Genomic DNA, 26,776 nt, shown 5'->3' with positions numbered 1-26,776 from the left:
CCATTTTCCTTAGAAAGGAGGTGATCCAGCCGCACCTTCCGATACGGCTACCTTGTTACGACTTCACCCCAATCATCTATCCCACCTTAGGCGGCTGGCTCCAAAAGGTTACCCCACCGACTTCGGGTGTTACAAACTCTCGTGGTGTGACGGGCGGTGTGTACAAGGCCCGGGAACGTATTCACCGCGGCATGCTGATCCGCGATTACTAGCGATTCCAGCTTCATGTAGGCGAGTTGCAGCCTACAATCCGAACTGAGAATGGTTTTATGGGATTTGCTCGACCTCGCGGTTTTGCTGCCCTTTGTACCATCCATTGTAGCACGTGTGTAGCCCAGGTCATAAGGGGCATGATGATTTGACGTCATCCCCACCTTCCTCCGGTTTGTCACCGGCAGTCACCTTAGAGTGCCCAACTGAATGCTGGCAACTAAGATCAAGGGTTGCGCTCGTTGCGGGACTTAACCCAACATCTCACGACACGAGCTGACGACAACCATGCACCACCTGTCACTCTGTCCCCCGAAGGGGAACGTCCTATCTCTAGGAGTGTCAGAGGATGTCAAGACCTGGTAAGGTTCTTCGCGTTGCTTCGAATTAAACCACATGCTCCACCGCTTGTGCGGGCCCCCGTCAATTCCTTTGAGTTTCAGCCTTGCGGCCGTACTCCCCAGGCGGAGTGCTTAATGCGTTTGCTGCAGCACTAAAGGGCGGAAACCCTCTAACACTTAGCACTCATCGTTTACGGCGTGGACTACCAGGGTATCTAATCCTGTTTGCTCCCCACGCTTTCGCGCCTCAGCGTCAGTTACAGACCAAAGAGTCGCCTTCGCCACTGGTGTTCCTCCACATCTCTACGCATTTCACCGCTACACGTGGAATTCCACTCTTCTCTTCTGCACTCAAGTCCCCCAGTTTCCAATGACCCTCCACGGTTGAGCCGTGGGCTTTCACATCAGACTTAAAGGACCGCCTGCGCGCGCTTTACGCCCAATAATTCCGGACAACGCTTGCCACCTACGTATTACCGCGGCTGCTGGCACGTAGTTAGCCGTGGCTTTCTGGTTAGGTACCGTCAAGGTACAAGCAGTTACTCTTGTACTTGTTCTTCCCTAACAACAGAGTTTTACGATCCGAAAACCTTCATCACTCACGCGGCGTTGCTCCGTCAGACTTTCGTCCATTGCGGAAGATTCCCTACTGCTGCCTCCCGTAGGAGTCTGGGCCGTGTCTCAGTCCCAGTGTGGCCGATCACCCTCTCAGGTCGGCTACGCATCGTCGCCTTGGTGAGCCGTTACCTCACCAACTAGCTAATGCGCCGCGGGCCCATCTGTAAGTGACAGCGTAAACCGTCTTTCAGCTTTTCCTCATGAGAGGAAAAGGATTATCCGGTATTAGCTCCGGTTTCCCGAAGTTATCCCAGTCTTACAGGCAGGTTGCCCACGTGTTACTCACCCGTCCGCCGCTAACTTTAAAAGCAAGCTTTTAAAGTCCGCTCGACTTGCATGTATTAGGCACGCCGCCAGCGTTCGTCCTGAGCCAGGATCAAACTCTCCAATAAAGAGTTGATTAGCTCATTGCTAAACTCTAGCTTTTTGTTACTTGTTGTCATTCTATAACACTAGTTATAAAACGATTATTGTTGACGTTTGTTTGTTCAGTTTTCAAAGAGCAATTTGTTTGCTTCTATCAGAAGCAACTTTTATATCATATCATATTTAATAGTTGCTAGTCAATAACTTTCTTAAAAACTTTTAACTATTAAATTATCAATTATCGTTACCGTTCGAGGCAACTTTTATATAATACCAATTATTCATTTAATCGTCAACTGTTTTTTTCAGTTTAGCATATATATATGCTTACCTTAAGCACTCTTTTTTCTTAATCCTAATTAATAAAAGAATACTGATCTCTTAAATTGTTAATAAAATCTCTATTTTGAGATTAACAAAATATTGAGTACAGCAGGAAATCACGATTACCTTATTAATTTACATAAGTAATATTTCCCTTCTTTGATTATTATAGTCTTATCTTACAACAATCTATAGGGCACTTTGAATACTCATCGCCAACCTCTATTGTCCTCTCCTAAAAAACCATAATAGTTTTTTCTCGTTTCTTTCTATTGAAGTTTTTATCATCGTCCTTATACTTGCGAAAAGGAATTAACCCAAGGATATTCTTTTGGTTCATTTTTATTTTCCCCACTATATTAACTTTTACATGAGAAAAACGCGTTATTTTGTTCCATACAAAAATCCGTATTTAATTTCCAAAACCCGAAAGATACTTCAATGGCTCTTTTGAAAATAAATTATATGGTACAATATGGATGGAGTTAAGTTAGAGTAAAGATATACTAACTAGAAAGCGAGAGATACAATGGAAACTAGTTTAGAAAACCAAATAAAAATTACTGTAAATAGAAATAAGTTTTCAGGAACCATTCTTATCAAAAAAGCAGAAAATAATTTATTTTCTGCAAGTTATGGTTATGCTAATCGTAGCGACAACATAAAAAACACTATAGATACACGCTTTGGCATTGCATCAGGATGTAAATTATTTACGTCAATCGCTATTTGCCAACTTGTCGAGAAAGGTAAACTATCTTTTGAATCAAAATTAGAAGACTGTCTTCCTATTATCTTTCCAAATTTTAATAAAGATATTACTATTCATCACCTTTTAACACACACAGCAGGAATACCAGACTATTTCGACGAGGAAATAATGGATGATTTCGAGGAGTTGTGGATAGACCTTCCCATGTATCACATAAGAAAGTTAACCGATTTTTTGCCTCTTTTTCAGAATAAACCAATGAAATCAAGTGCCGGTGAAAAATTTCATTATAATAATGCAGGATATATTTTGCTTGGATTGGTCATCGAGGAAGTAAGTAAAATGTCATTTACTGATTTTATCGAAGAAAATATTTTTAAAAAGGTCGGAATGCAAAACTCTGGTTATTATGAATTAGATGCTCTTCCAAAAAACACTGCTTTAGGTTATATCGATTTGCCGAACAATAAATGGAGAACAAATATTTACTCATTGCCTGCAAAAGGTGGTGCAGATGGAGGCGCATTTGTAACTGCACTTGATATGTCAAGTTTATGGAATGCACTTCTAACTAATCAATTATTAAGTGATGAATATACTTCCAAGTTACTTACTCCATTTATTCAAACAAAGAAATCAACCGGATTTTATGGTTATGGGTTATGGATAGAGAAAAAGGAAAATGCTATTTTTAAATATCATATTATGGGTTACGATCCTGGAGTTAATTTTCATTCTGCCTTTTACCCCAAATCACAAATTCATACTGTTATCTGTTCAAATAAATCTGAAGGTGCGTTTGAAGTTTCGAAACTCATTGAAGATCAGTTAATATTAAAAATGGAATAAGTCTGTCCCTTACAATAAATTAAGCCAGCACTTTTCCCCACAAAAAAAGACCTAAAAGCATATTGTTTTAGGTCTTTTAGTGCCTGGCGACGTCCTACTCTCACAGGGGGAGAACCCCCAACTACCATCGGCGCTGGGAAGCTTAACTTCCGTGTTCGGTATGGGAACGGGTGTGACCTTCTCGCTATCGCCACCAGACTATTTATTTGTGAGGTTGTTCCCTCAAAACTAGATTATGAAGTAAAAAGAAAGAATGAGTAATCAATATTGTCCAGCTCCAACGCCGATAAACAGGCGTTTCCGCTTTTCATTTTAGTTAAGTCCTCGATCTATTAGTATCAGTCAGCTCCACATGTCGCCACGCTTCCACCTCTGACCTATCAACCTGATCATCTTTCAGGGATCTTACTAGCTTGCGCTATGGGAAATCTCATCTTGAGGGGGGCTTCATGCTTAGATGCTTTCAGCACTTATCCCTTCCGCACATAGCTACCCAGCGATGCCTTTGGCAAGACAACTGGTACACCAGCGGTGCGTCCATCCCGGTCCTCTCGTACTAAGGACAGCTCCTCTCAAATTTCCTACGCCCACGACGGATAGGGACCGAACTGTCTCACGACGTTCTGAACCCAGCTCGCGTACCGCTTTAATGGGCGAACAGCCCAACCCTTGGGACCGACTACAGCCCCAGGATGCGATGAGCCGACATCGAGGTGCCAAACCTCCCCGTCGATGTGGACTCTTGGGGGAGATAAGCCTGTTATCCCCGGGGTAGCTTTTATCCGTTGAGCGATGGCCCTTCCATGCGGAACCACCGGATCACTAAGCCCGACTTTCGTCCCTGCTCGACTTGTAGGTCTCGCAGTCAAGCTCCCTTGTGCCTTTACACTCTACGAATGATTTCCAACCATTCTGAGGGAACCTTTGGGCGCCTCCGTTACTTTTTAGGAGGCGACCGCCCCAGTCAAACTGCCCACCTGACACTGTCTCCCACCCCGATCAGGGGTGCGGGTTAGAATGTCAATACAGCCAGGGTAGTATCCCACCAATGCCTCCACCGAAGCTGGCGCTCCGGCTTCCAAGGCTCCTACCTATCCTGTACAAGCTGTACCAAAATTCAATATCAGGCTGCAGTAAAGCTCCACGGGGTCTTTCCGTCCTGTCGCGGGTAACCTGCATCTTCACAGGTACTATAATTTCACCGAGTCTCTCGTTGAGACAGTGCCCAGATCGTTACACCTTTCGTGCGGGTCGGAACTTACCCGACAAGGAATTTCGCTACCTTAGGACCGTTATAGTTACGGCCGCCGTTTACTGGGGCTTCAATTCAGAGCTTCGCACTAACGTGCTAACCCCTCCTCTTAACCTTCCAGCACCGGGCAGGTGTCAGCCCCTATACTTCGCCTTGCGGCTTCGCAGAGACCTGTGTTTTTGCTAAACAGTCGCCTGGGCCTATTCACTGCGGCTCTCGCAGGCTTGCACCCGCAAGAGCACCCCTTCTCCCGAAGTTACGGGGTCATTTTGCCGAGTTCCTTAACGAGAGTTCTCTCGCTCACCTTAGGATTCTCTCCTCGCCTACCTGTGTCGGTTTGCGGTACGGGCACCCTAAATCTCGCTAGAGGCTTTTCTTGGCAGTGTGGAATCAGGAACTTCGGTACTATATTTCCCTCGCCGTCACAGCTCCGCTTATGTGGTAATGGGATTTGCCTCATTACCAGCCTAACTGCTTGGACGTGCTAATCCAACAGCACGCTTACCCTATCCTCCTGCGTCCCCCCATTGCTCAAACGATTTAAAGGTGGTACAGGAATATCAACCTGTTGTCCATCGCCTACGCTTTTCAGCCTCGGCTTAGGTCCCGACTAACCCTGAGCGGACGAGCCTTCCTCAGGAAACCTTAGGCATTCGGTGGATGAGATTCTCACTCATCTTTCGCTACTCATACCGGCATTCTCACTTCTAAGCGCTCCACCAGTCCTTACGGTCTAGCTTCAACGCCCTTAGAACGCTCTCCTACCACTGACATCATAGATGTCAATCCACAGCTTCGGTGATACGTTTAGCCCCGGTACATTTTCGGCGCAGAGTCACTCGACCAGTGAGCTATTACGCACTCTTTAAATGGTGGCTGCTTCTAAGCCAACATCCTGGTTGTCTAAGCAACTCCACATCCTTTTCCACTTAACGTATACTTTGGGACCTTAGCTGGTGGTCTGGGCTGTTTCCCTCTTGACCACGGATCTTATCACTCGTAGTCTGACTCCCAAGAATAAGTATTTGGCATTCGGAGTTTGTCTGAATTCGGTAACCCGATGGGGGCCCCTAGTCCAAACAGTGCTCTACCTCCAATACTCTAAATCTTGAGGCTAGCCCTAAAGCTATTTCGGAGAGAACCAGCTATCTCCAAGTTCGATTGGAATTTCTCCGCTACCCACACCTCATCCCCGCACTTTTCAACGTGCGTGGGTTCGGGCCTCCATCCAGTGTTACCTGGACTTCACCCTGGACATGGGTAGATCACCTGGTTTCGGGTCTACAACCACATACTATTTCGCCCTATTCAGACTCGCTTTCGCTGCGGCTCCGTCTCTTCAACTTAACCTCGCATGTAATCGTAACTCGCCGGTTCATTCTACAAAAGGCACGCTATCACCCATAAATGGGCTCTAACTACTTGTAGGCACACGGTTTCAGGATCTATTTCACTCCCCTTCCGGGGTGCTTTTCACCTTTCCCTCACGGTACTGGTTCACTATCGGTCACTAGGGAGTATTTAGCCTTGGGAGATGGTCCTCCCTGCTTCCGACGGGATTTCTCGTGTCCCGCCGTACTCAGGATACACTCAAGAGGGAACGAAGTTTCGACTACAGGGTTTTTACCTTCTACGACTGACCTTTCCAGATCGATTCGTCTACCCCGTTCCTTTGTAACTCCATATAGAGTGTCCTACAACCCCAAGAGGCAAGCCTCTTGGTTTGGGCTAATCCCGTTTCGCTCGCCGCTACTCAGGGAATCGCGTTTGCTTTCTCTTCCTCCGGGTACTTAGATGTTTCAGTTCCCCGGGTCTGCCTTCAGTACCCTATGTATTCAGGTAAAGATTCTATCCCATTACGGATAGAGGGTTTCCCCATTCGGAAATCTCTGGATCAAAGCTTACTTACAGCTCCCCAAAGCATATCGGTGTTAATCCCGTCCTTCATCGGCTCCTAGTGCCAAGGCATCCACCGTGCGCCCTTTCTAACTTAACTTAGTTTCGACCAAAGATAAGCGGCGTATCTCTTCGTCAGCTTCTTCACTCTGCTCCTCACGTACTGTCGTACGCTCCGGTGCTCGTTCGGTCGCTTCCTTGACCTACTTGCTTCTCTTTGCTCTCCAATCTTTGAAGGAGTATTCGTTTAATACGACTACTTTCCAAAGAAGTAATTCTCTAAAATAGAGAATCTAAGATGGCGATTACTCGGTTTCTTTCTTGGTTCTTACTTTTCATAATCTAGTTTTCAAGGAACAATTTCGGCTAAAGATAAACTTCGCATCTCTTCGTCAGCTTCTTCGCTCTGCTCCTCACGTACTGTTGTACGCTCCGGTGCTCGCGCATTCGCTTCCTTGATCTACTCGTTTCTCTTTACCCTCAAACTTATTACTGTTTTTGAGGAATTGCTCCCTCAAAACTGAACAACCAATCGTCAACAATCTTTGATGGAATGTAAATTCCATTTTCCTTAGAAAGGAGGTGATCCAGCCGCACCTTCCGATACGGCTACCTTGTTACGACTTCACCCCAATCATCTATCCCACCTTAGGCGGCTGGCTCCAAAAGGTTACCCCACCGACTTCGGGTGTTACAAACTCTCGTGGTGTGACGGGCGGTGTGTACAAGGCCCGGGAACGTATTCACCGCGGCATGCTGATCCGCGATTACTAGCGATTCCAGCTTCATGTAGGCGAGTTGCAGCCTACAATCCGAACTGAGAATGGTTTTATGGGATTTGCTCGACCTCGCGGTTTTGCTGCCCTTTGTACCATCCATTGTAGCACGTGTGTAGCCCAGGTCATAAGGGGCATGATGATTTGACGTCATCCCCACCTTCCTCCGGTTTGTCACCGGCAGTCACCTTAGAGTGCCCAACTGAATGCTGGCAACTAAGATCAAGGGTTGCGCTCGTTGCGGGACTTAACCCAACATCTCACGACACGAGCTGACGACAACCATGCACCACCTGTCACTCTGTCCCCCGAAGGGGAACGTCCTATCTCTAGGAGTGTCAGAGGATGTCAAGACCTGGTAAGGTTCTTCGCGTTGCTTCGAATTAAACCACATGCTCCACCGCTTGTGCGGGCCCCCGTCAATTCCTTTGAGTTTCAGCCTTGCGGCCGTACTCCCCAGGCGGAGTGCTTAATGCGTTTGCTGCAGCACTAAAGGGCGGAAACCCTCTAACACTTAGCACTCATCGTTTACGGCGTGGACTACCAGGGTATCTAATCCTGTTTGCTCCCCACGCTTTCGCGCCTCAGCGTCAGTTACAGACCAAAGAGTCGCCTTCGCCACTGGTGTTCCTCCACATCTCTACGCATTTCACCGCTACACGTGGAATTCCACTCTTCTCTTCTGCACTCAAGTCCCCCAGTTTCCAATGACCCTCCACGGTTGAGCCGTGGGCTTTCACATCAGACTTAAAGGACCGCCTGCGCGCGCTTTACGCCCAATAATTCCGGACAACGCTTGCCACCTACGTATTACCGCGGCTGCTGGCACGTAGTTAGCCGTGGCTTTCTGGTTAGGTACCGTCAAGGTACAAGCAGTTACTCTTGTACTTGTTCTTCCCTAACAACAGAGTTTTACGATCCGAAAACCTTCATCACTCACGCGGCGTTGCTCCGTCAGACTTTCGTCCATTGCGGAAGATTCCCTACTGCTGCCTCCCGTAGGAGTCTGGGCCGTGTCTCAGTCCCAGTGTGGCCGATCACCCTCTCAGGTCGGCTACGCATCGTCGCCTTGGTGAGCCGTTACCTCACCAACTAGCTAATGCGCCGCGGGCCCATCTGTAAGTGACAGCGTAAACCGTCTTTCAGCTTTTCCTCATGAGAGGAAAAGGATTATCCGGTATTAGCTCCGGTTTCCCGAAGTTATCCCAGTCTTACAGGCAGGTTGCCCACGTGTTACTCACCCGTCCGCCGCTAACTTTAAAAGCAAGCTTTTAAAGTCCGCTCGACTTGCATGTATTAGGCACGCCGCCAGCGTTCGTCCTGAGCCAGGATCAAACTCTCCAATAAAGAGTTGATTAGCTCATTGCTAAACTCTAGCTTTTTGTTACTTTTTTGTTTTACAACATTCGTTATAAAACAATTATTGTTGACGTTTGTTTGTTCAGTTTTCAAAGAGCAATTTGTTTGTTGCTATCAGATGCAACTTTTATATCGTATCACATTTAATAGTCACAAGTCAATAATTTTCTTAAAACTTTTAGCTATTAAATTATCAATTATCGTTACCGTTCGAGGCAACTTTTATATATTAACAAATATCCATTTAACCGTCAACTGTTTTTTTATATTTTTTTCAATCACATTAAACTCTCAGAATATATAAGCGGAACATGCTTTTTACTATCTATTCTAATTAATCCTATTCGGTTTATTTCCCCTTTTAGCTTTTCATTTATCTTTAAACAATAATTATATGCATCCTGAAGCTTTTCTTCAGAAAGTCTATTAGCTAAAGTACAATGTGGAATCCATTTACCCGGAAGATATACTGACTCTTTATCATCAATAAAGGAAGCAAAATTTCTATGATGATTAGAATGTAAATCAAGTAACTCTTCAGTTATAGTCGGGGAATAAAATAACGTTTTTGTATTTATAAAAGATCCTACTGTTTGAAAGTCAAGTCGTACTTTTTCTTTATCTTTATAAAAGGTCCTCATCTTATTTATAAAGTTCCTAACGGGAATTTCCTTATAGTTTGCTATTGTAATATGTGGTACTCTATCTTCTACTTCCCTCGCATAATAAGAGATGCCATTACTCTCCAAGCCTTCCCATATCGTTTTTATACTTTGTTCTAATTCTGGATTAAACAATGCAACTACTGCATACATCGCATTCTTCTCCTTTAGTATATAGTGTCTTTTTTTCTAAAAACCAAATTTTCTCTAGCTATCCACGGGTTGTAATTTAAATGAGATAATCATATTTATTTCCTTCAATCGTCTTATCAACAAATATCTATACTGGCGTAAAATCAATTTTAGACTCTTAAGCATCTAACCCTCGCTCTACCTTTTCGTCCTTCACAGCTCACCCAAGTAATAATGAGATATCATTTGAAAATATACGATATCCCCTCACTTCCCTCCATAACGCTTCTACAAGTCCCATCTCCCGGAAACTTAAAGTCACCTTTATTTGTTTGCATAAGTAAATCTTTTGCTTTTCTTATTATCTCGCCTATCACATTTTCCATTTACTACCTAAACATTTCTCTTTTCAAAACACTTAGATTAAATTAAGGTAACAGAAGTTTAACATACATTCTTTTTATGTACACCTATAATGTCTCTATGCCCTAAGGATTTTATTAGTAATAATAGATATAATCTAAAAAATAAAATTTAATAAACGATTCGCAGCGATTAACCGTCTTATGATTTGAAAAAGAAAAAAGAGGCATCGGTTTTACTTTAGACAACGAGAAAAGACTTATTAAACTTGCAAAAGAAGGAAATGAAGATGCCCTCATCGACTAATTGCGAAAACAAGAAAGAAAAGTATTTAATGACAGAAATTAATTCCTATTTATTATTCTTACTGATCTCGCTCTGTTAGCTTAGGGAACGTTTTTGTTTATCCACGCCAAGGAAAAAACAAGCTTCGCATGGTTTTGGGGAATATGGGGAATATGGGGATTGATTTCTCTTCCACTCCCATCCATTCTTTACTACCTGCTTATTATCTTGCCTAAAATAAGAAAAATGCGAAAGGGGAAATAACTTTGGATGAATTATGAAAAGTAAACTGGTCATTATTAGCTCTTATTCTTATACTCCAAGTCATTTTAATGGTGACAGCCGTCATTAACTGCACCAAACAAGAAGAAACTAACGGACCAAAGTAACTATGGTTTTCACTTATTTTGTTTGTTAGTTCATTCAGAACCTATTTTATATTTTGTCATAGGAAGAAAAAATAATTGAGGAGATACTAAAATATTCGTACAAGTAAATCAATTAGAAAAACAATTTAAAGACCATCAAGCAGGAAAAACAACCACTCTTCATATGCTCGCTGGTTTGCTATCCCCAACAAAAGATCCCATCTCTTACAACGGAGAAAAAGACTATCGTAAACTTATTGGCTTTATGCCCCAGCATCCTAGTTTCTTCAATTGGATTACTCCCATGGAATTTTTATATTTCGTCGGAAAACTATCTGCTGTTCATGGTTATATCCAAATATATGAAATGGAGTCTTGCTACACTCCGAAATGAAGCAACCATTATTTTAATGATGACCAAAATTTTGACAAACTCCAATTATCATTTATTTCAACTTTTTACATTATCATCAATTTTTTACACACTAACAGTATTTGCTTTTAGGCGGTTCGAGCGTTTTTAATTATGGAAACTTCCTTACATACAAACTACAATTTTCTAATTATCAATCGAGTAGGAGGGAGTGATTAACTCCCGACCTCTCACACCACCGTACGTACGGTTCCGTATACGGCGGTTCAATTAAGATAAATGACGCAAGAATTTATAACGAGTTTGTAGACTTTTAAACCCTTGATTATTCCAATAGGAGATATCGAGGGTTTTATCTAATATAGGACTGTTCGAGACGCGCCAATAGCCCTTCCGGCTATTTCCCCATTCATAAGCCTTCCCTTTTGGGACACCTAGATGTATAAGGTTGCGAATCCTTGTCTTTGGTTTCTTCCAGTCTTTCCATTGGCACATGCGAAGTCTTCTTCGTATCCAACCATCTAATTTTATAAACAGTGATTTAGTATCCGCTAATGCAAAATATCCACACCAACCCATTAGATATTGGTTTAATTTCTCCATCCGACATCTCATAGAATAGGGCATCTTTCTGGAAGTGATTTCTCGTATTTTCATCTTCATTCGTTTTAAGCTTTCTTTTGCAATACGAATCTTTGGTTCTTTAGAAGACGTGAAGCTAAACCCTAGAAACTTCCGTTTCCATGGTCGATCTACTGCTGACTTCTTCTCATTCACTTTTAATCGAAGTTTCTTTTCGATGAATCGTTGAATGCTTGCCCTTGTTCGTTCTCCTGCCCGCTTCGATTTTACGTAAACATTACAGTCATCCGCGTAACGAACGAATTTATGCCCGCGACTTTCTAGCTCTTTATCTAGTTCATCCAGAACTATGTTAGAGAGTAATGGACTTAATGGTCCGCCTTGTGGCGTTCCTTTTTCTGTACTTGAAATAACTCCATCCATCATAACGCCCGCCTGTAAATATTTGCGGATTAACTTTATTAGTGGTTTGTCATTGATTCTTTTCGCAAGTGTACTCATGAGTCTATCATGGTTGACCTTATCAAAGAACTTCTCTAAATCCATGTCTACAACCCATCTATATCCTTCTTTTATATAACCCTTTGCTTCCCTTACCGCATCATGGGCGCTTCGGTTTGGTCGAAAGCCATAGCTATGTTCGGAGAACATCGGGTCATATATCTTCGATAATACTTGGGCAATGGCTTGTTGAATCAAACGATCTTTCACGGTTGGAATACCTAGTAGCCGAACACCTCCATCAGATTTCGGGATTTCGACTCTTCGGACAGGCATTGGCTCATAAGTACCCTTGAAAATAGCCTCTCTGATAGAATGCCAGTTTTCGACTATGTGCTGTCGTAGGATTTGTACGGGCATCCTATCTACTCCATGACTTCCTTTATTCTGTTCTACTCGTTTTAATGCTTGAAGCATATTTTCCCGTGACAGGATTTGATTTAAAAGCATCGTTATTCTTCCTTCCGTGAATAGCTTATCTTCTTATGCCAGTGGTCACTCCACCCTCCAAGAGATCCCCCACGGAATTCACCGTTTCCTTCCTCAAGTGAGGTACTATGTTTTCTGTGTTCCTCATGACCTACTGAAAGCCAAGGGCTATTCTCTCTTAATTGTTCCGTCCTTCCAAATCGTTCTAGACCGATTTGTACTATGACATCGGCTGACTTCTGATGGTTCAGCTACTTATCGCTAAGTAGGTTAGGAAGAGTACTTCACGTATCCATCAGACCTCCCCGGGTAAGAGTGCGATCTTTCCTTCCATCTATCTGCTTCATTTACTTTGTATCACCTTCGGCAGAAAGGACTTTGTTTTGTTTGGCAAACTCATCCAATGATACCTAGCCTTCTATGAAGTTCGTGTCCCTCAGACCGGAAGTTTGCCGCCCGCTTCCTTCAGATTCCGCGTCACCACGGACACCCTTGCGTTAAGCTAACTGCTACTTCTGCCTTCGCAGTTCGGGACTTTCACCCTAAAGATTGCACCCATGCCGGGCACACCAAAAAAAGACCTAAAAGCATATTGCTTTTAGGTCTTTTAGTGCCTGGCGACGTCCTACTCTTACAGGGGGAGAACCCCCAACTACCATCGGCGCTGAGAAGCTTAACTTCCGTGTTCGGTATGGGAACGGGTGTGACCTTCTCGCTATCGCCACCAGACTATTTGTTTTTGAGGTTATTCCCTCAAAACTAGATTATGAAGTAAAAGAAAGAATGAGTAATCTTTCTTAGCTTACGCTAAGATTATTTTAGTTAAGTCCTCGATCTATTAGTATCAGTCAGCTCCACATGTCGCCACGCTTCCACCTCTGACCTATCAACCTGATCATCTTTCAGGGATCTTACTAGCTTGCGCTATGGGAAATCTCATCTTGAGGGGGGCTTCATGCTTAGATGCTTTCAGCACTTATCCCTTCCGCACATAGCTACCCAGCGATGCCTTTGGCAAGACAACTGGTACACCAGCGGTGCGTCCATCCCGGTCCTCTCGTACTAAGGACAGCTCCTCTCAAATTTCCTACGCCCACGACGGATAGGGACCGAACTGTCTCACGACGTTCTGAACCCAGCTCGCGTACCGCTTTAATGGGCGAACAGCCCAACCCTTGGGACCGACTACAGCCCCAGGATGCGATGAGCCGACATCGAGGTGCCAAACCTCCCCGTCGATGTGGACTCTTGGGGGAGATAAGCCTGTTATCCCCGGGGTAGCTTTTATCCGTTGAGCGATGGCCCTTCCATGCGGAACCACCGGATCACTAAGCCCGACTTTCGTCCCTGCTCGACTTGTAGGTCTCGCAGTCAAGCTCCCTTGTGCCTTTACACTCTACGAATGATTTCCAACCATTCTGAGGGAACCTTTGGGCGCCTCCGTTACTTTTTAGGAGGCGACCGCCCCAGTCAAACTGCCCACCTGACACTGTCTCCCACCCCGATCAGGGGTGCGGGTTAGAATGTCAATACAGCCAGGGTAGTATCCCACCAATGCCTCCACCGAAGCTGGCGCTCCGGCTTCCAAGGCTCCTACCTATCCTGTACAAGCTGTACCAAAATTCAATATCAGGCTGCAGTAAAGCTCCACGGGGTCTTTCCGTCCTGTCGCGGGTAACCTGCATCTTCACAGGTACTATAATTTCACCGAGTCTCTCGTTGAGACAGTGCCCAGATCGTTACACCTTTCGTGCGGGTCGGAACTTACCCGACAAGGAATTTCGCTACCTTAGGACCGTTATAGTTACGGCCGCCGTTTACTGGGGCTTCAATTCAGAGCTTCGCACTAACGTGCTAACCCCTCCTCTTAACCTTCCAGCACCGGGCAGGTGTCAGCCCCTATACTTCGCCTTGCGGCTTCGCAGAGACCTGTGTTTTTGCTAAACAGTCGCCTGGGCCTATTCACTGCGGCTCTCGCAGGCTTGCACCCGCAAGAGCACCCCTTCTCCCGAAGTTACGGGGTCATTTTGCCGAGTTCCTTAACGAGAGTTCTCTCGCTCACCTTAGGATTCTCTCCTCGCCTACCTGTGTCGGTTTGCGGTACGGGCACCCTAAATCTCGCTAGAGGCTTTTCTTGGCAGTGTGGAATCAGGAACTTCGGTACTATATTTCCCTCGCCGTCACAGCTCCGCTTATGTGGTAATGGGATTTGCCTCATTACCAGCCTAACTGCTTGGACGTGCTAATCCAACAGCACGCTTACCCTATCCTCCTGCGTCCCCCCATTGCTCAAACGATTTAAAGGTGGTACAGGAATATCAACCTGTTGTCCATCGCCTACGCTTTTCAGCCTCGGCTTAGGTCCCGACTAACCCTGAGCGGACGAGCCTTCCTCAGGAAACCTTAGGCATTCGGTGGATGAGATTCTCACTCATCTTTCGCTACTCATACCGGCATTCTCACTTCTAAGCGCTCCACCAGTCCTTACGGTCTAGCTTCAACGCCCTTAGAACGCTCTCCTACCACTGACATCATAGATGTCAATCCACAGCTTCGGTGATACGTTTAGCCCCGGTACATTTTCGGCGCAGAGTCACTCGACCAGTGAGCTATTACGCACTCTTTAAATGGTGGCTGCTTCTAAGCCAACATCCTGGTTGTCTAAGCAACTCCACATCCTTTTCCACTTAACGTATACTTTGGGACCTTAGCTGGTGGTCTGGGCTGTTTCCCTCTTGACCACGGATCTTATCACTCGTAGTCTGACTCCCAAGAATAAGTATTTGGCATTCGGAGTTTGTCTGAATTCGGTAACCCGATGGGGGCCCCTAGTCCAAACAGTGCTCTACCTCCAATACTCTAAATCTTGAGGCTAGCCCTAAAGCTATTTCGGAGAGAACCAGCTATCTCCAAGTTCGATTGGAATTTCTCCGCTACCCACACCTCATCCCCGCACTTTTCAACGTGCGTGGGTTCGGGCCTCCATCCAGTGTTACCTGGACTTCACCCTGGACATGGGTAGATCACCTGGTTTCGGGTCTACAACCACATACTATTTCGCCCTATTCAGACTCGCTTTCGCTGCGGCTCCGTCTCTTCAACTTAACCTCGCATGTAATCGTAACTCGCCGGTTCATTCTACAAAAGGCACGCTATCACCCATAAATGGGCTCTAACTACTTGTAGGCACACGGTTTCAGGATCTATTTCACTCCCCTTCCGGGGTGCTTTTCACCTTTCCCTCACGGTACTGGTTCACTATCGGTCACTAGGGAGTATTTAGCCTTGGGAGATGGTCCTCCCTGCTTCCGACGGGATTTCTCGTGTCCCGCCGTACTCAGGATACACTCAAGAGGGAACGAAGTTTCGACTACAGGGTTTTTACCTTCTACGACTGACCTTTCCAGATCGATTCGTCTACCCCGTTCCTTTGTAACTCCATATAGAGTGTCCTACAACCCCAAGAGGCAAGCCTCTTGGTTTGGGCTAATCCCGTTTCGCTCGCCGCTACTCAGGGAATCGCGTTTGCTTTCTCTTCCTCCGGGTACTTAGATGTTTCAGTTCCCCGGGTCTGCCTTCAGTACCCTATGTATTCAGGTAAAGATTCTATCCCATTACGGATAGAGGGTTTCCCCATTCGGAAATCTCTGGATCAAAGCTTACTTACAGCTCCCCAAAGCATATCGGTGTTAATCCCGTCCTTCATCGGCTCCTAGTGCCAAGGCATCCACCGTGCGCCCTTTCTAACTTAACTAATTGGCTTAAAGTCTTAGTTTTTTTCATTCTTCTATTTAAAATAGAGAATCTAAGATGGCGATTACTCGGTTTCTTTCTTGGTTCTTACTTTTCATAATCTAGTTTTCAAGGAACAATCAGGCTTATTCAGCCTATCATTTTGAGGAATTACTCCCTCAAAACTGAACAATCAAATCGTCAACAATCTTTGATGGAATGTAAATTCCATTTTCCTTAGAAAGGAGGTGATCCAGCCGCACCTTCCGATACGGCTACCTTGTTACGACTTCACCCCAATCATCTATCCCACCTTAGGCGGCTGGCTCCAAAAGGTTACCCCACCGACTTCGGGTGTTACAAACTCTCGTGGTGTGACGGGCGGTGTGTACAAGGCCCGGGAACGTATTCACCGCGGCATGCTGATCCGCGATTACTAGCGATTCCAGCTTCATGTAGGCGAGTTGCAGCCTACAATCCGAACTGAGAATGGTTTTATGGGATTTGCTCGACCTCGCGGTTTTGCTGCCCTTTGTACCATCCATTGTAGCACGTGTGTAGCCCAGGTCATAAGGGGCATGATGATTTGACGTCATCCCCACCTTCCTCCGGTTTGTCACCGGCAGTCACCTTAGAGTGCCCAACTGAATGCTGGCAACTAAGATCAAGGGTTGCGCTCGTTGCGGGACTTAACCCAACATCTCACGACACGAGCTGACGACAACCATGCACCACCTGTCACTCTGTCCCCCGAAGGGGAACGTCCTATCTCTAGGAGTGTCAGAGGATGTCAAGACCTGGTAAGGTTCTTCGCGTTGCTTCGAATTAAACCACATGCTCCACCGCTTGTGCGGGCCCCCGTCAATTCCTTTGAGTTTCAGCCTTGCGGCCGTACTCCCCAGGCGGAGTGCTTAATGCGTTTGCTGCAGCACTAAAGGGCGGAAACCCTCTAACACTTAGCACTCATCGTTTACGGCGTGGACTACCAGGGTATCTAATCCTGTTTGCTCCCCACGCTTTCGCGCCTCAGCGTCAGTTACAGACCAAAGAGTCGCCTTCGCCACTGGTGTTCCTCCACATCTCTACGCATTTCACCGCTACACGTGGAATTCCACTCTTCTCTTCTGCACTCAAGTCCCCCAGTTTCCAATGACCCTCCACGGTTGAGCCGTGGGCTTTCACATCAGACTTAAAGGACCGCCTGCGCGCGCTTTACGCCCAATAATTCCGGACAACGCTTGCCACCTACGTATTACCGCGGCTGCTGGCACGTAGTTAGCCGTGGCTTTCTGGTTAGGTACCGTCAAGGTACAAGCAGTTACTCTTGTACTTGTTCTTCCCTAACAACAGAGTTTTACGATCCGAAAACCTTCATCACTCACGCGGCGTTGCTCCGTCAGACTTTCGTCCATTGCGGAAGATTCCCTACTGCTGCCTCCCGTAGGAGTCTGGGCCGTGTCTCAGTCCCAGTGTGGCCGATCACCCTCTCAGGTCGGCTACGCATCGTCGCCTTGGTGAGCCGTTACCTCACCAACTAGCTAATGCGCCGCGGGCCCATCTGTAAGTGACAGCGTAAACCGTCTTTCAGCTTTTCCTCATGAGAGGAAAAGGATTATCCGGTATTAGCTCCGGTTTCCCGAAGTTATCCCAGTCTTACAGGCAGGTTGCCCACGTGTTACTCACCCGTCCGCCGCTAACTTTAAAAGCAAGCTTTTAAAGTCCGCTCGACTTGCATGTATTAGGCACGCCGCCAGCGTTCGTCCTGAGCCAGGATCAAACTCTCCAATAAAGAGTTGATTAGCTCATTGCTAAACTCTAGCTTTTTATTACTTTTTTTGTTTTACAACATTCGTTATAAAACGATTATTGTTGACGTTTGTTTGTTCAGTTTTCAAAGAGCAATTTATTATTGCTATCAAAAGCAACCTTTATATCATATCAACCTTTGCTAAATAAGTCAATTACTTTTTTAATATAATTTTTCATTTCACTATCAATTCAAATGAATCAACAGCATTCGCAAGGCTGTTTATATATAATATCAAATTTTAATAGTTTAGTCAATAATAAATATAAATAATACTAAAAAATAAAAACCACCTGCTATTTTAACATCTCTCTTAACAATATCTTCGAATATTATTATTCCAAAAGAATATAACTTAAAATAAGTGATTTTTTCTAACACATCATATCTCTCGTAAAAAACTTCATTATAATATAGAAAAAACTCGATCAAGAGACCGAGTTTTTTCTATATATTCTATTACTTAGTAATGGTTATTACATCTTCCTCTTTAAATTCCACATTACCACGTTTATTAATTTGTACAGCTTCACCCTCAGCTAAGTTCGTAAACACAACTGGAGTAATTGTTGCTGTTGCATTTTCTTTAATATAGTCAAGGTTTACTTTCAACAGAGGCTGTCCTTGTTTCACTTGATCATTTTCAGACACAAGTGTTTCAAAGCCTTCCCCTTTTAATTTAACTGTATCAATACCAAAATGAATTAAAATTTCACGACCGTTGTCGGCTAAAATTCCAAGAGCATGCTTCGTTGGGAATAAGTTAACGATTTTTCCATCAACTGGAGAAACAACCGTTCCTTCAGAAGGAATAATCGCAAAGCCATCTCCCATCATTTTGCCTGCAAATACCGCATCTGGTACCTCTGTAATAGGAACCAATTCTCCTTTAATAGGAGCAACAAATGAATCTTCACTTGTTATATTACTTTGCATGGCACTTGGATTTACCTCTTCAATTTGCTCTTGTACTTCTTTATCCATAGATGGTTGTGCAGCAGGACGTGGTCTTTTCCCACTCATAATATCTCTCATCTGACCTTTAATCGTTTCTGAACGAGGACCAAAGATAGCTTGAATATTATTCCCTACTTCAAGCACTCCAGCAGCACCGAGTTTTTTCAAACGATCTTTATCAACAGACTTAATATCATTAACAGATACACGAAGACGAGTGATACACGCATCTAAATGGGCAATATTGTTTTGTCCACCCATTGCTTCTAATACATCGTACGGAAGATCGCTAGTAGCTCCTGTTGAACTACTGTCACTTTCTTCTGTCTCGTCTTCTCTACCAGGTGTTTTAAGATTGAACTTACGAATCGCAAAACGGAAACCAAAATAGTAAATAACCGCGAACACTAAACCTACTGGAATAATAATCCACGCATTTGTTTGCGGATTAATTAAACCGAATAACACATAATCGATTAAACCACCAGAGAATGTCATTCCTACTTTTACATTTAATAAATGCATTGTCATAAAGGATAAACCCGCAAAAACAGCATGAATTCCAAACAATACTGGAGCTACAAACAAGAATGAGAATTCCAGCGGTTCTGTAATACCAGTTAAGAAAGAAGTCAATGCTGCAGATCCCATTAATCCACCAACAATTGCTTTTTTCTCTGGACGAGCTTCATGATAAATCGCAAGGGCTGCTGCAGGTAACCCGAACATCATAAATGGGAATTTACCAACCATAAATGTACCTGCCGTTAAATTTTGAACTCCATCTTTAATTTGGCTCATAAAGATAGCTTGGTCACCTTTTACAATTGTTCCTGCTTTCGTAGTATAACTACCAAATTCGAACCAGAAAGGAGAATAGAAGATATGGTGTAAACCAAATGGAATTAATGATCTTTCAATTAAACCAAAAATAAATGCTGATAAAGTTAAATTAGCACCTAACATGTTTTCAGAGAAAACATTTAATCCATGTTGTATTGGCGGCCAAATAACAATCATGATCAATCCTAAAACAACAGCACTTGCAGCTGTCGCAATTGGAACAAATCGTTTTCCAGCAAAGAATCCTAAATAGGATGGTAACTCAATTTCAAAGAAACGGTTATACATCGAGGCAGCAACAATACCAACAATAATACCACCAAACACACCGGTTTGAAGAGTAGGTATCCCTAAAACAGCTGCATATTCTGTACTGCCTTCTAAGTCCTTCGCATCAATCCCTAGAACAGTACCCATTGTAACATTCATAATAAGGAATCCAATAATAGCTGCTAAACCAGCAACCCCCTCACCGCCAGCTAAACCAACGGCAACTCCGACAGCAAATAGTAAGGAAAGGTTACCAAATATAATGTTCCCTGCATCCTCCATTACAGATGCAACCATCTCCACACCACTATTATTTAAAAACGGTGCAATATCTAGTAGTGTTGGGTTTTGCAGTGCATTACCAAATGCAAGCAAGATACCGGCAGCCGGAAGAATAGCTACTGGGAGCATAAGTGCTTTACCGACTTTCTGTAAAACACCAAAAATCTTTTTAAACATTTCATAATCCTCCTAAGTTATTTTTCGGCTCAAAAAGCTTTCTCAATCAAGAGTAAAAAAACAAAAAAGGCATGAGTAAAGAGAGATTGAAAAAAACCTTCAAGGGTAGGTTACCCTAAAACATTTAACTCAACCATCTTTTTCACTCATGCCTGATCGAATCAGTAACACGTTGATAAGATAATACCTATTTAATTTTTTTCTGAAGTCTTTGTAAATGCATTGTCAGATATACCGCTTCTGCATCAAAGACTGGCCTTTTAAGTACTTGTTGCATTACTTTTATGAGCTTCCACGCAAGATTATAGCATAGGGGATACTCATTCTTCAATAGCAATGTTATTTTTTCTGGTTCTTCTACTTTTTCTCCTGTATTGACCCGTTCAATCGCAAAACGCAAATGTCTAACAAGGCGCATATAATCGATGCTATCTTTATCAATTTTCGTTTCTAGTTGATCTTCTATTAAATTCACTAGATGTGTGACTAACTGTGAATGCCGATTAACTTCTGATAAATTTTTGTTCATCATGGCACTATGAATATGCAAAGCGATGAAACCGATTTCACCCACTGGTAATTGAAGCCCTGTTTGTTCTCCTATTAATTTTACAACCTCTTCAGCTATTGAATACTCAAACGGGTACAACGCCTTTGTTTCAATCAAAAATGGATTATTTAATACTAGTCCGTTCGAAACTCTCGAGGAAGCGAACATAATATGATCTGTTAACGCTATATGAATATGCTCGTTCAACTTTGCATTTGTCTTGTTTTTAATCAATTCAATAGATGATACTATAACATCTAATAAATCATTATCTACTTGAGGAAGAAGCTTTAAATAATTGCTCTGCTCCTTTTCATCCTTTAAGACAAATAACTTTTCCACAACACTAATATCAATATAATCTCCGCTTTTCTGATTAAAGCCTATACCTTTTCCTATAAGCACTACTTCTCCATAGGTCGGATGATCTCCAATGAGCACATTATTATTCAGCGCTTTCTTTATTAGTAAATTAGGCATACTTATTTCCCCACTTCGACAGACATCTCGGTAACTCAATGTTATTAAAGTCTTTATAGTAAGTCAACGAAAAAATGAGAAAAAGGATACCCAAAAAGGGATATCCTCTTCCTACTAAGAAAATATACTTTCTCAAACTCATAAAATCTTACACTATTTTTATTTCTAAATCCCTTTCTGCTATTGCAAGAAGACAAAATACAATGCAAAGATAACAAAGAATACGTACATAATTGGATTAATTTCTTTGATACGACCTTTAACAATCATTACGATTGGATAGAAAATAAATCCTACTGCTATACCTGTCGCAATACTGTATGTTAAAGGCATCGCAACAATAGTAAGGAAGGCCGGCACAGCCACTTCAAACTTTGTCCAATCAATTTTACCAAGGGACGAAACCATCAAAATACCTACTACTACTAAAGCTGGTGTTGTAACTGCTGATGTGACTACTTCCAATAGTGGGAAGAAGAACAAGGATAGTAAGAAGAATCCTGCTGTCACTACTGCCGCAAACCCAGTACGAGCACCAGCCGCTACACCTGCTGAAGACTCTATAAAAGAGGTTGTGGTAGATGTACCGAATATAGAACCTACCATAGAAGCAATGGAATCTGCGAATAATGCTTTTCCTGCTCTTGGTAATTTATTCTCTTTCATAAGTCCTGCTTGATTAGCAACCGCAACTAATGTGCCCGCATTATCAAAGAAGTCTACAAATAAAAATGTTAAAACGACCACTAACATGCTCTGTGTATAAAATCCTGGATCACCAAGCGCAGAGAATAATGCTCCAAATGTCGGTTCAATGCTTGGCACAGCAGATACCACAGCAGAAGGAGTATTAATTACACCGAAAATCATGCCGACTACTGCTGTAATGATCATTCCATAGAATACACCGCCATGAATCCCTCTAACCATAAGAATAATAGTAATGAAAATACCAAATATCGCTAGCAATGTACTTGGGTTAGTTAAATCACCAATATGGACAAGTGTCGCTGAGTTATCAACAATAATTTTAGAATTTTGCAATCCGATAAACGTTATAAATAGCCCTATACCTGCGCCAACCGCAAGCTTTAATTCTACTGGAATAGCATTAATTAATTTCTCACGAAGTCCAGAGATTGTTAACAATAAGAAAAATACACTTGAAATAAATACTGCCGCTAACGCATATTCCCATGGATGTCCCTGTGTTAAAACAACGGTATAAGCAAAATATGCATTTAACCCTAATCCTGGCGCTAATGAAATAGGATAGTTAGCGAAAATACCCATAATTAGAGAACCTACAGCAGCAGCAAGAGCTGTTGCAACAAACACTGCTCCATAGTCCATACGCAGCGCATCAGGAAGATCAGCTACATCCCCTAATGATAATGTAAATGGATTTACCGCTAAAATATAAGCCATCGCAAGGAATGTAGTGAAACCACCTAAAAATTCTTTGCGGTAATTTGTGCCTAGTTCTTCAAATTTGAAAAACTTCTTCATTGATCTTTCCCCTCTCATAATGCTTTAATTATCTACTAAAACAAAAAAACACTCCTACGATTAAGGAGCGTTGACTAAGGGTTTGTGTTATATAGGAAGGGCAAATTACTTAATAAAATAAAAATGATTTCATTACGATTCCCTATATACACTTACCTCGTAGTCAAGCTATTTACGGTAGCTCGGTAGAAACTTTCGGGCCGTATTCCCCGATATTATACGAGTAAAATCTTTTTCAGTTGTAAATCCAGTTTATCAGCTTGACGAATACTCGTCAATACAAAAAGCGAACAATTATAATTAAAAATTAATAATCGTTCGCTTTCTAACAAATATTTATTTATTTATACTTGCATGGGCAACAGCTAAGCGAGCAGCAGGAATACGATATGGTGAACAAGAAACATAGTCGATACCAATATTTCGGAAGAAAGCTATCGATTTAGGATCTCCGCCAACCTCTCCACAAATACCAATCATCAAGTTTTCTTTAGTCTGTCGTGCTTTCGTTACTGCTAATTTAATTAATTCCCCTACTCCATTTTGATCGAGAGTTTGAAAAGGATCATTCACCATAACATTCTTCTCTTTGTATGAATGAATAAATTTCCCAATATCATCTCTAGAAAAACCATATGTCATTTGTGTAAGATCATTTGTACCGAAACTAAAAAAATCGGCTTCTTGAGCAAGTTGATCAGCTATTATACAGGCACGTGGTAATTCAATCATTGTTCCGATTTCATACGGAAAAGGCTCCATTTGATGATTAACAAAGATATTTTCAATTGTTTCTATTAAAAATGCCTTCACATAGGCCAGTTCTTCTTTTTCTGCCACAAGAGGAATCATAATTTCAGGAAAGACAGTATATCCTTCTTTTGTTAACTGGATTGCGCTATGGAAGATAGCCTTTACTTGCATTTGATAAATTTGTGGTTCTGTTATTCCTAGACGACAGCCACGATGGCCTAACATTGGATTCGTTTCTTGCAGCCTCTTAATTTGCTCTTCAACAATCGATGGATGTTTATTTAACTTTACCGCTAACTGCTTCATTTCATTTAGGTCACTAGGCAGAAATTCATGCATAGGCGGATCTAGTAAGCGAATGACCATTCGTTTATCTTCAACAACTTGAAACATCTGGTAAAAATCTTCTTGTTGGAAGGCCAGCAATTTGTCTAATGCTTCTCTGATTTCTTCTTTATTCTCCGCTAATATCAAACGACGCATTTCCAGCACTCGTTCTTCACCAAAGAACATATGCTCCGTTCTCGCTAAACCTATACCAGATGCTCCAAACTCGATAGCCGTTGTTAAATCTTGAACTGTCTCAGCATTCGCGCGTACTTGTAAATCAGCATATTCATCAGCCCAAGAAAGAAGAAGCTCTAAATTCTGGTCGTTTTCCGCTACAACAGTAGGGACTTCGCCCAAGTACAATTTACCAGCAGTACCATCTACAGAGAGAAGGTCACCTTCCGTCAGAATCCTTTCTCCACAAGTGATTGTTTTCAATTCTTCATTGACAGTTAACGCTTCACATCCTGTTATACAGCAAGTTCCCATTCCTCGGGCAACAACTGCTGCATGCGAAGTCATTCCTCCTCGACTTGTAACGATAGCCTCGCTGACAATCATACCCTCAATATCTTCGGGTGAAGTTTCTTGTCGCACAAGAATTACTTTCTGGCCAAGTGCATGACATTCTTTAGCTTTTTCCGAAGTAAAAACGATGGCGCCGGTAGCTGCGCCAGGACTGGCCGGTAAACCTTCTGCCAGTAATTCGACGTTTTGAATAGCCTGCGGATCAAAAATAGGATGGATTAGCTGATCAATTGTTCCAGGTGAAATACGTAATAAGGCTTCACTCTTTGTAATTAATCCTTCCTTAACTAAATCCAACGCAATTTGCAGTGTCGCTTTAGCCGTCCGCTTTCCGTTTCTTGTCTGCAGAATAAATAATTTCCCATTTTCAATCGTGAATTCAATATCTTGCATATCTTTATAATGCTGTTCTAGTATATTGGCATATCTTTTAAAATCTGCATATGCTTCCGGAAGGACTTGCTGTAATGCTTCGATAGATTCTGGTGTACGGATACCCGCTACCACATCTTCCCCTTGAGCATTTAGCAGAAATTCACCAAACAATTTATTTTCGCCAGTGGCAGGATTCCTTGTAAACACAACACCTGTACCGCTTTCATTTCCGCTATTCCCAAAAACCATTGATTGAATATTTACTGCCGTTCCTAAATGATGAGGAATTTCATGTAATTCGCGATAAACCTTTGCTCGATGATTATTCCATGATTTAAAAACAGCTTTAGCAGCTTCCAATAATTGATCTATTGGATTTTGTGGAAAGACCCTCTCGTTTTCTATATATAGCTCTTTAAAGGACTCAATTACTTGCAAATGTTCCTTTTCTTGAAAATCTGCAGCTGTTTTGCTAAAGTGTTTTTCCATTTTTTGGAGTCGTATATTAAATTTATCCTTATTTATGCCATATACTACTTCACCAAACATTTGCAATAATCTTCGATAACAATCAAATGCAAAATCCATACTAGTTAATCGAGCTAAAGATTGAACTCGTAGATCATTTAATCCTAAGTTAAGAATCGTATCCATCATACCTGGCATGGAAAAAGCTGCGCCACTTCTTACAGAAACTAATAAAATATTTTCATCACCTGTAAAAGACTTTTTCGTCTCTGCCTCTAATTTTATAACTGCTTCCAAAACATCCTTTTTTAACCAATCTTCAAAAAAGGATGGTTCTTCTAGATACTTCATACAGCTTTCCGTTGTAATCGTAAACCCTGCTGGCACTGGTAAACCTAAACGAGTCATTTCAGCTAAATTTGCCCCTTTGCCGCCTAATAATCCTTTGTCTTTACTACTGCCTTCCTCGAAAAAATAAATCAACTTTGCCATCGTCTACCTCCATATTTCAAATATGTATCACATTAACTTTACTTACACTTTAATATGACACATATATAGTTGTCAATACGAAAAATAACACACATATTAAAGTTGAATAATTAAATTATCGATGTATAATAGATGCATAATGATGATAATCCTATTATCTAATTAAACTATCTATTTTTTGGGAGATAATAATGAAACTAAGTGAAAGACAAGAAAAAATTATTAAAATAGTAAAAGAATATCAACCTGTAAGTGGAGAAAAAGTGTCTGATTTATTGGATGTATCTAGAGCCACCCTGCGATCAGATTTATCTTTTTTAACGCTTGTCGGAATCTTACAAGCTACCCCCAAAATTGGGTACACCTATTCGGGATCAGATTTAGAAAAATTTTTCTTTTTTAAAACTTTTAATACAAAAGTAAATGAGATAATGATGCCGCCGTTAATGGTTAATCAAGATACTTCCATTCGAGATGCTATAACAACTTTATTTATGTATGATGTAGGTTCATTATATGTCACTGGAGAAGAAAAACTTTTATTAGGGGTTTTATCAAGAAAGGACTTATTAAGAGCCTCATTAAATACGAATATAGATCAGACACCTGTAGCGGTCTGTATGACTCGCGTACCTCATATTAAAGTTTGTAAAAAAGACATGGACATCTTAGAAGCGGCAAGTATTCTTCAAGATTTTGAGGTGGACTCATTACCTGTTGTGGATGATGAAAATGAAAGAAAAGTGATTGGGAAAATCACTAAAACTAGAATATTAAATTTCATTATTCAACAGGCAAGAAAGGCAGAATTAAATGGATAGAGGA

8 protein-coding genes, 7 rRNA genes, 1 pseudogene and 1 riboswitch are annotated in these 26,776 nt (G+C 42.4%); of the genes and pseudogenes, 3 read left to right on the top strand and 13 right to left on the bottom strand.

What is annotated here, in order from left to right; all coding sequences use genetic code 11:
• Window positions 1-13: 13 nt before the first annotated feature.
• A 16S ribosomal RNA gene (locus tag MHH96_RS08385) occupies window positions 14-1,561 on the bottom strand.
• A gap of 827 nt (window positions 1,562-2,388) precedes the next feature.
• Here MHH96_RS08385 and MHH96_RS08380 point away from each other — a divergent pair.
• Window positions 2,389-3,420 (top strand): serine hydrolase domain-containing protein, encoded by a 1,032-nt coding sequence (locus MHH96_RS08380; protein ID WP_144547505.1) that lies wholly within the window; start codon window positions 2,389-2,391, stop codon window positions 3,418-3,420.
• An 81-nt stretch (window positions 3,421-3,501) separates the two neighbouring features.
• Here the strand turns inward: MHH96_RS08380 and rrf (MHH96_RS08375) are convergent.
• The 4 genes from rrf (MHH96_RS08375) to MHH96_RS08360 all read right to left on the bottom strand — a co-directional run bounded on the left by rrf (MHH96_RS08375) (window position 3,502) and on the right by MHH96_RS08360 (window position 9,518).
• A 5S ribosomal RNA gene (gene rrf, locus MHH96_RS08375) occupies window positions 3,502-3,618 on the bottom strand.
• 114 nt (window positions 3,619-3,732) lie between these two features.
• Window positions 3,733-6,668, bottom strand: a 23S ribosomal RNA gene (locus MHH96_RS08370).
• Between the two features lie 475 nt (window positions 6,669-7,143).
• Window positions 7,144-8,691 (bottom strand): 16S ribosomal RNA (locus tag MHH96_RS08365).
• The 16S, 23S and 5S rRNA genes sit together here, the layout of an rRNA operon.
• A gap of 290 nt (window positions 8,692-8,981) precedes the next feature.
• Window positions 8,982-9,518: a 2'-5' RNA ligase family protein gene (locus MHH96_RS08360; RefSeq protein ID WP_047945089.1), complete on the bottom strand. Its 537-nt coding sequence runs from the start codon at window positions 9,516-9,518 to the stop codon at window positions 8,982-8,984.
• A 1,107-nt stretch (window positions 9,519-10,625) separates the two neighbouring features.
• On the opposite strand from MHH96_RS08360, the pseudogene MHH96_RS08355 reads away from it, so the two are divergent.
• Window positions 10,626-10,856: pseudogene (locus MHH96_RS08355) on the top strand (ATP-binding cassette domain-containing protein); the annotation flags it as partial.
• 300 nt (window positions 10,857-11,156) lie between these two features.
• Here the strand turns inward: MHH96_RS08355 and ltrA are convergent.
• From ltrA to ppdK, 8 genes are all read right to left on the bottom strand, one after another.
• A complete protein-coding gene (ltrA, locus tag MHH96_RS08350) occupies window positions 11,157-12,419 on the bottom strand; it encodes a group II intron reverse transcriptase/maturase (RefSeq protein WP_047945094.1) in 1,263 nt (420 codons plus the stop codon).
• A 591-nt stretch (window positions 12,420-13,010) separates the two neighbouring features.
• Window positions 13,011-13,127: ribosomal RNA gene (gene rrf / locus MHH96_RS08345) — 5S ribosomal RNA — on the bottom strand.
• Between the two features lie 89 nt (window positions 13,128-13,216).
• Window positions 13,217-16,152: ribosomal RNA gene (locus MHH96_RS08340) — 23S ribosomal RNA — on the bottom strand.
• A gap of 219 nt (window positions 16,153-16,371) precedes the next feature.
• Window positions 16,372-17,919: ribosomal RNA gene (locus MHH96_RS08335) — 16S ribosomal RNA — on the bottom strand.
• Window positions 17,920-18,396: 477 nt separating this feature from the next.
• Complete coding sequence (gene ptsG / locus MHH96_RS08330; RefSeq protein ID WP_328282918.1) at window positions 18,397-20,466, bottom strand: glucose-specific PTS transporter subunit IIBC; 2,070 nt, start codon at window positions 20,464-20,466, stop codon at window positions 18,397-18,399.
• Window positions 20,467-20,653: 187 nt separating this feature from the next.
• Window positions 20,654-21,496, bottom strand: a complete 843-nt coding sequence (gene glcT, locus MHH96_RS08325; RefSeq protein WP_047943389.1) for a glucose PTS transporter transcription antiterminator GlcT — start codon at window positions 21,494-21,496, stop codon at window positions 20,654-20,656.
• 180 nt (window positions 21,497-21,676) lie between these two features.
• Window positions 21,677-23,005, bottom strand: coding sequence for an NCS2 family permease (locus tag MHH96_RS08320; RefSeq protein ID WP_061801243.1), 1,329 nt, complete (start codon window positions 23,003-23,005; stop codon window positions 21,677-21,679).
• 140 nt (window positions 23,006-23,145) lie between these two features.
• A riboswitch (purine riboswitch) is annotated at window positions 23,146-23,248 on the bottom strand.
• Between the two features lie 93 nt (window positions 23,249-23,341).
• Window positions 23,342-25,951: a pyruvate, phosphate dikinase gene (ppdK, locus tag MHH96_RS08315; protein WP_328282917.1), complete on the bottom strand. Its 2,610-nt coding sequence runs from the start codon at window positions 25,949-25,951 to the stop codon at window positions 23,342-23,344.
• A gap of 191 nt (window positions 25,952-26,142) precedes the next feature.
• Between ppdK and MHH96_RS08310 the strand changes: the two genes are divergently transcribed.
• The gene (locus MHH96_RS08310) at window positions 26,143-26,772 is read left to right on the top strand and encodes a CBS domain-containing protein (protein WP_144546466.1); all 630 of its coding nucleotides are present in this window, start codon (window positions 26,143-26,145) and stop codon (window positions 26,770-26,772) included.
• The last annotated feature ends 4 nt before the right edge of the window (window positions 26,773-26,776 follow it).

The organism is Niallia sp. FSL K6-0212, from assembly GCF_038007605.1.
Lineage (GTDB): Bacteria > Bacillota > Bacilli > Bacillales > Cytobacillaceae > Niallia > Niallia circulans.
This window is presented reverse-complemented; position numbering and strand designations above follow the sequence as displayed.

Bases quoted from the DNA above. Each gene is read 5' to 3' on its own strand.
- ltrA (WP_047945094.1), bottom strand. From the start codon at position 12,419: ATGCTTTTAAATCAAATCCTGTCACGGGAAAATATGCTTCAAGCATTA.
- MHH96_RS08380 (WP_144547505.1), top strand. From the start codon at position 2,389: ATGGAAACTAGTTTAGAAAACCAAATAAAAATTACTGTAAATAGAAAT.
- ptsG (WP_328282918.1), bottom strand. From the start codon at position 20,466: ATGTTTAAAAAGATTTTTGGTGTTTTACAGAAAGTCGGTAAAGCACTT.
- MHH96_RS08320 (WP_061801243.1), bottom strand. From the start codon at position 23,005: ATGAAGAAGTTTTTCAAATTTGAAGAACTAGGCACAAATTACCGCAAA.
- glcT (WP_047943389.1), bottom strand. From the start codon at position 21,496: ATGCCTAATTTACTAATAAAGAAAGCGCTGAATAATAATGTGCTCATT.
- MHH96_RS08310 (WP_144546466.1), top strand. From the start codon at position 26,143: ATGAAACTAAGTGAAAGACAAGAAAAAATTATTAAAATAGTAAAAGAA.
- ppdK (WP_328282917.1), bottom strand. From the start codon at position 25,951: ATGGCAAAGTTGATTTATTTTTTCGAGGAAGGCAGTAGTAAAGACAAA.
- MHH96_RS08360 (WP_047945089.1), bottom strand. From the start codon at position 9,518: ATGTATGCAGTAGTTGCATTGTTTAATCCAGAATTAGAACAAAGTATA.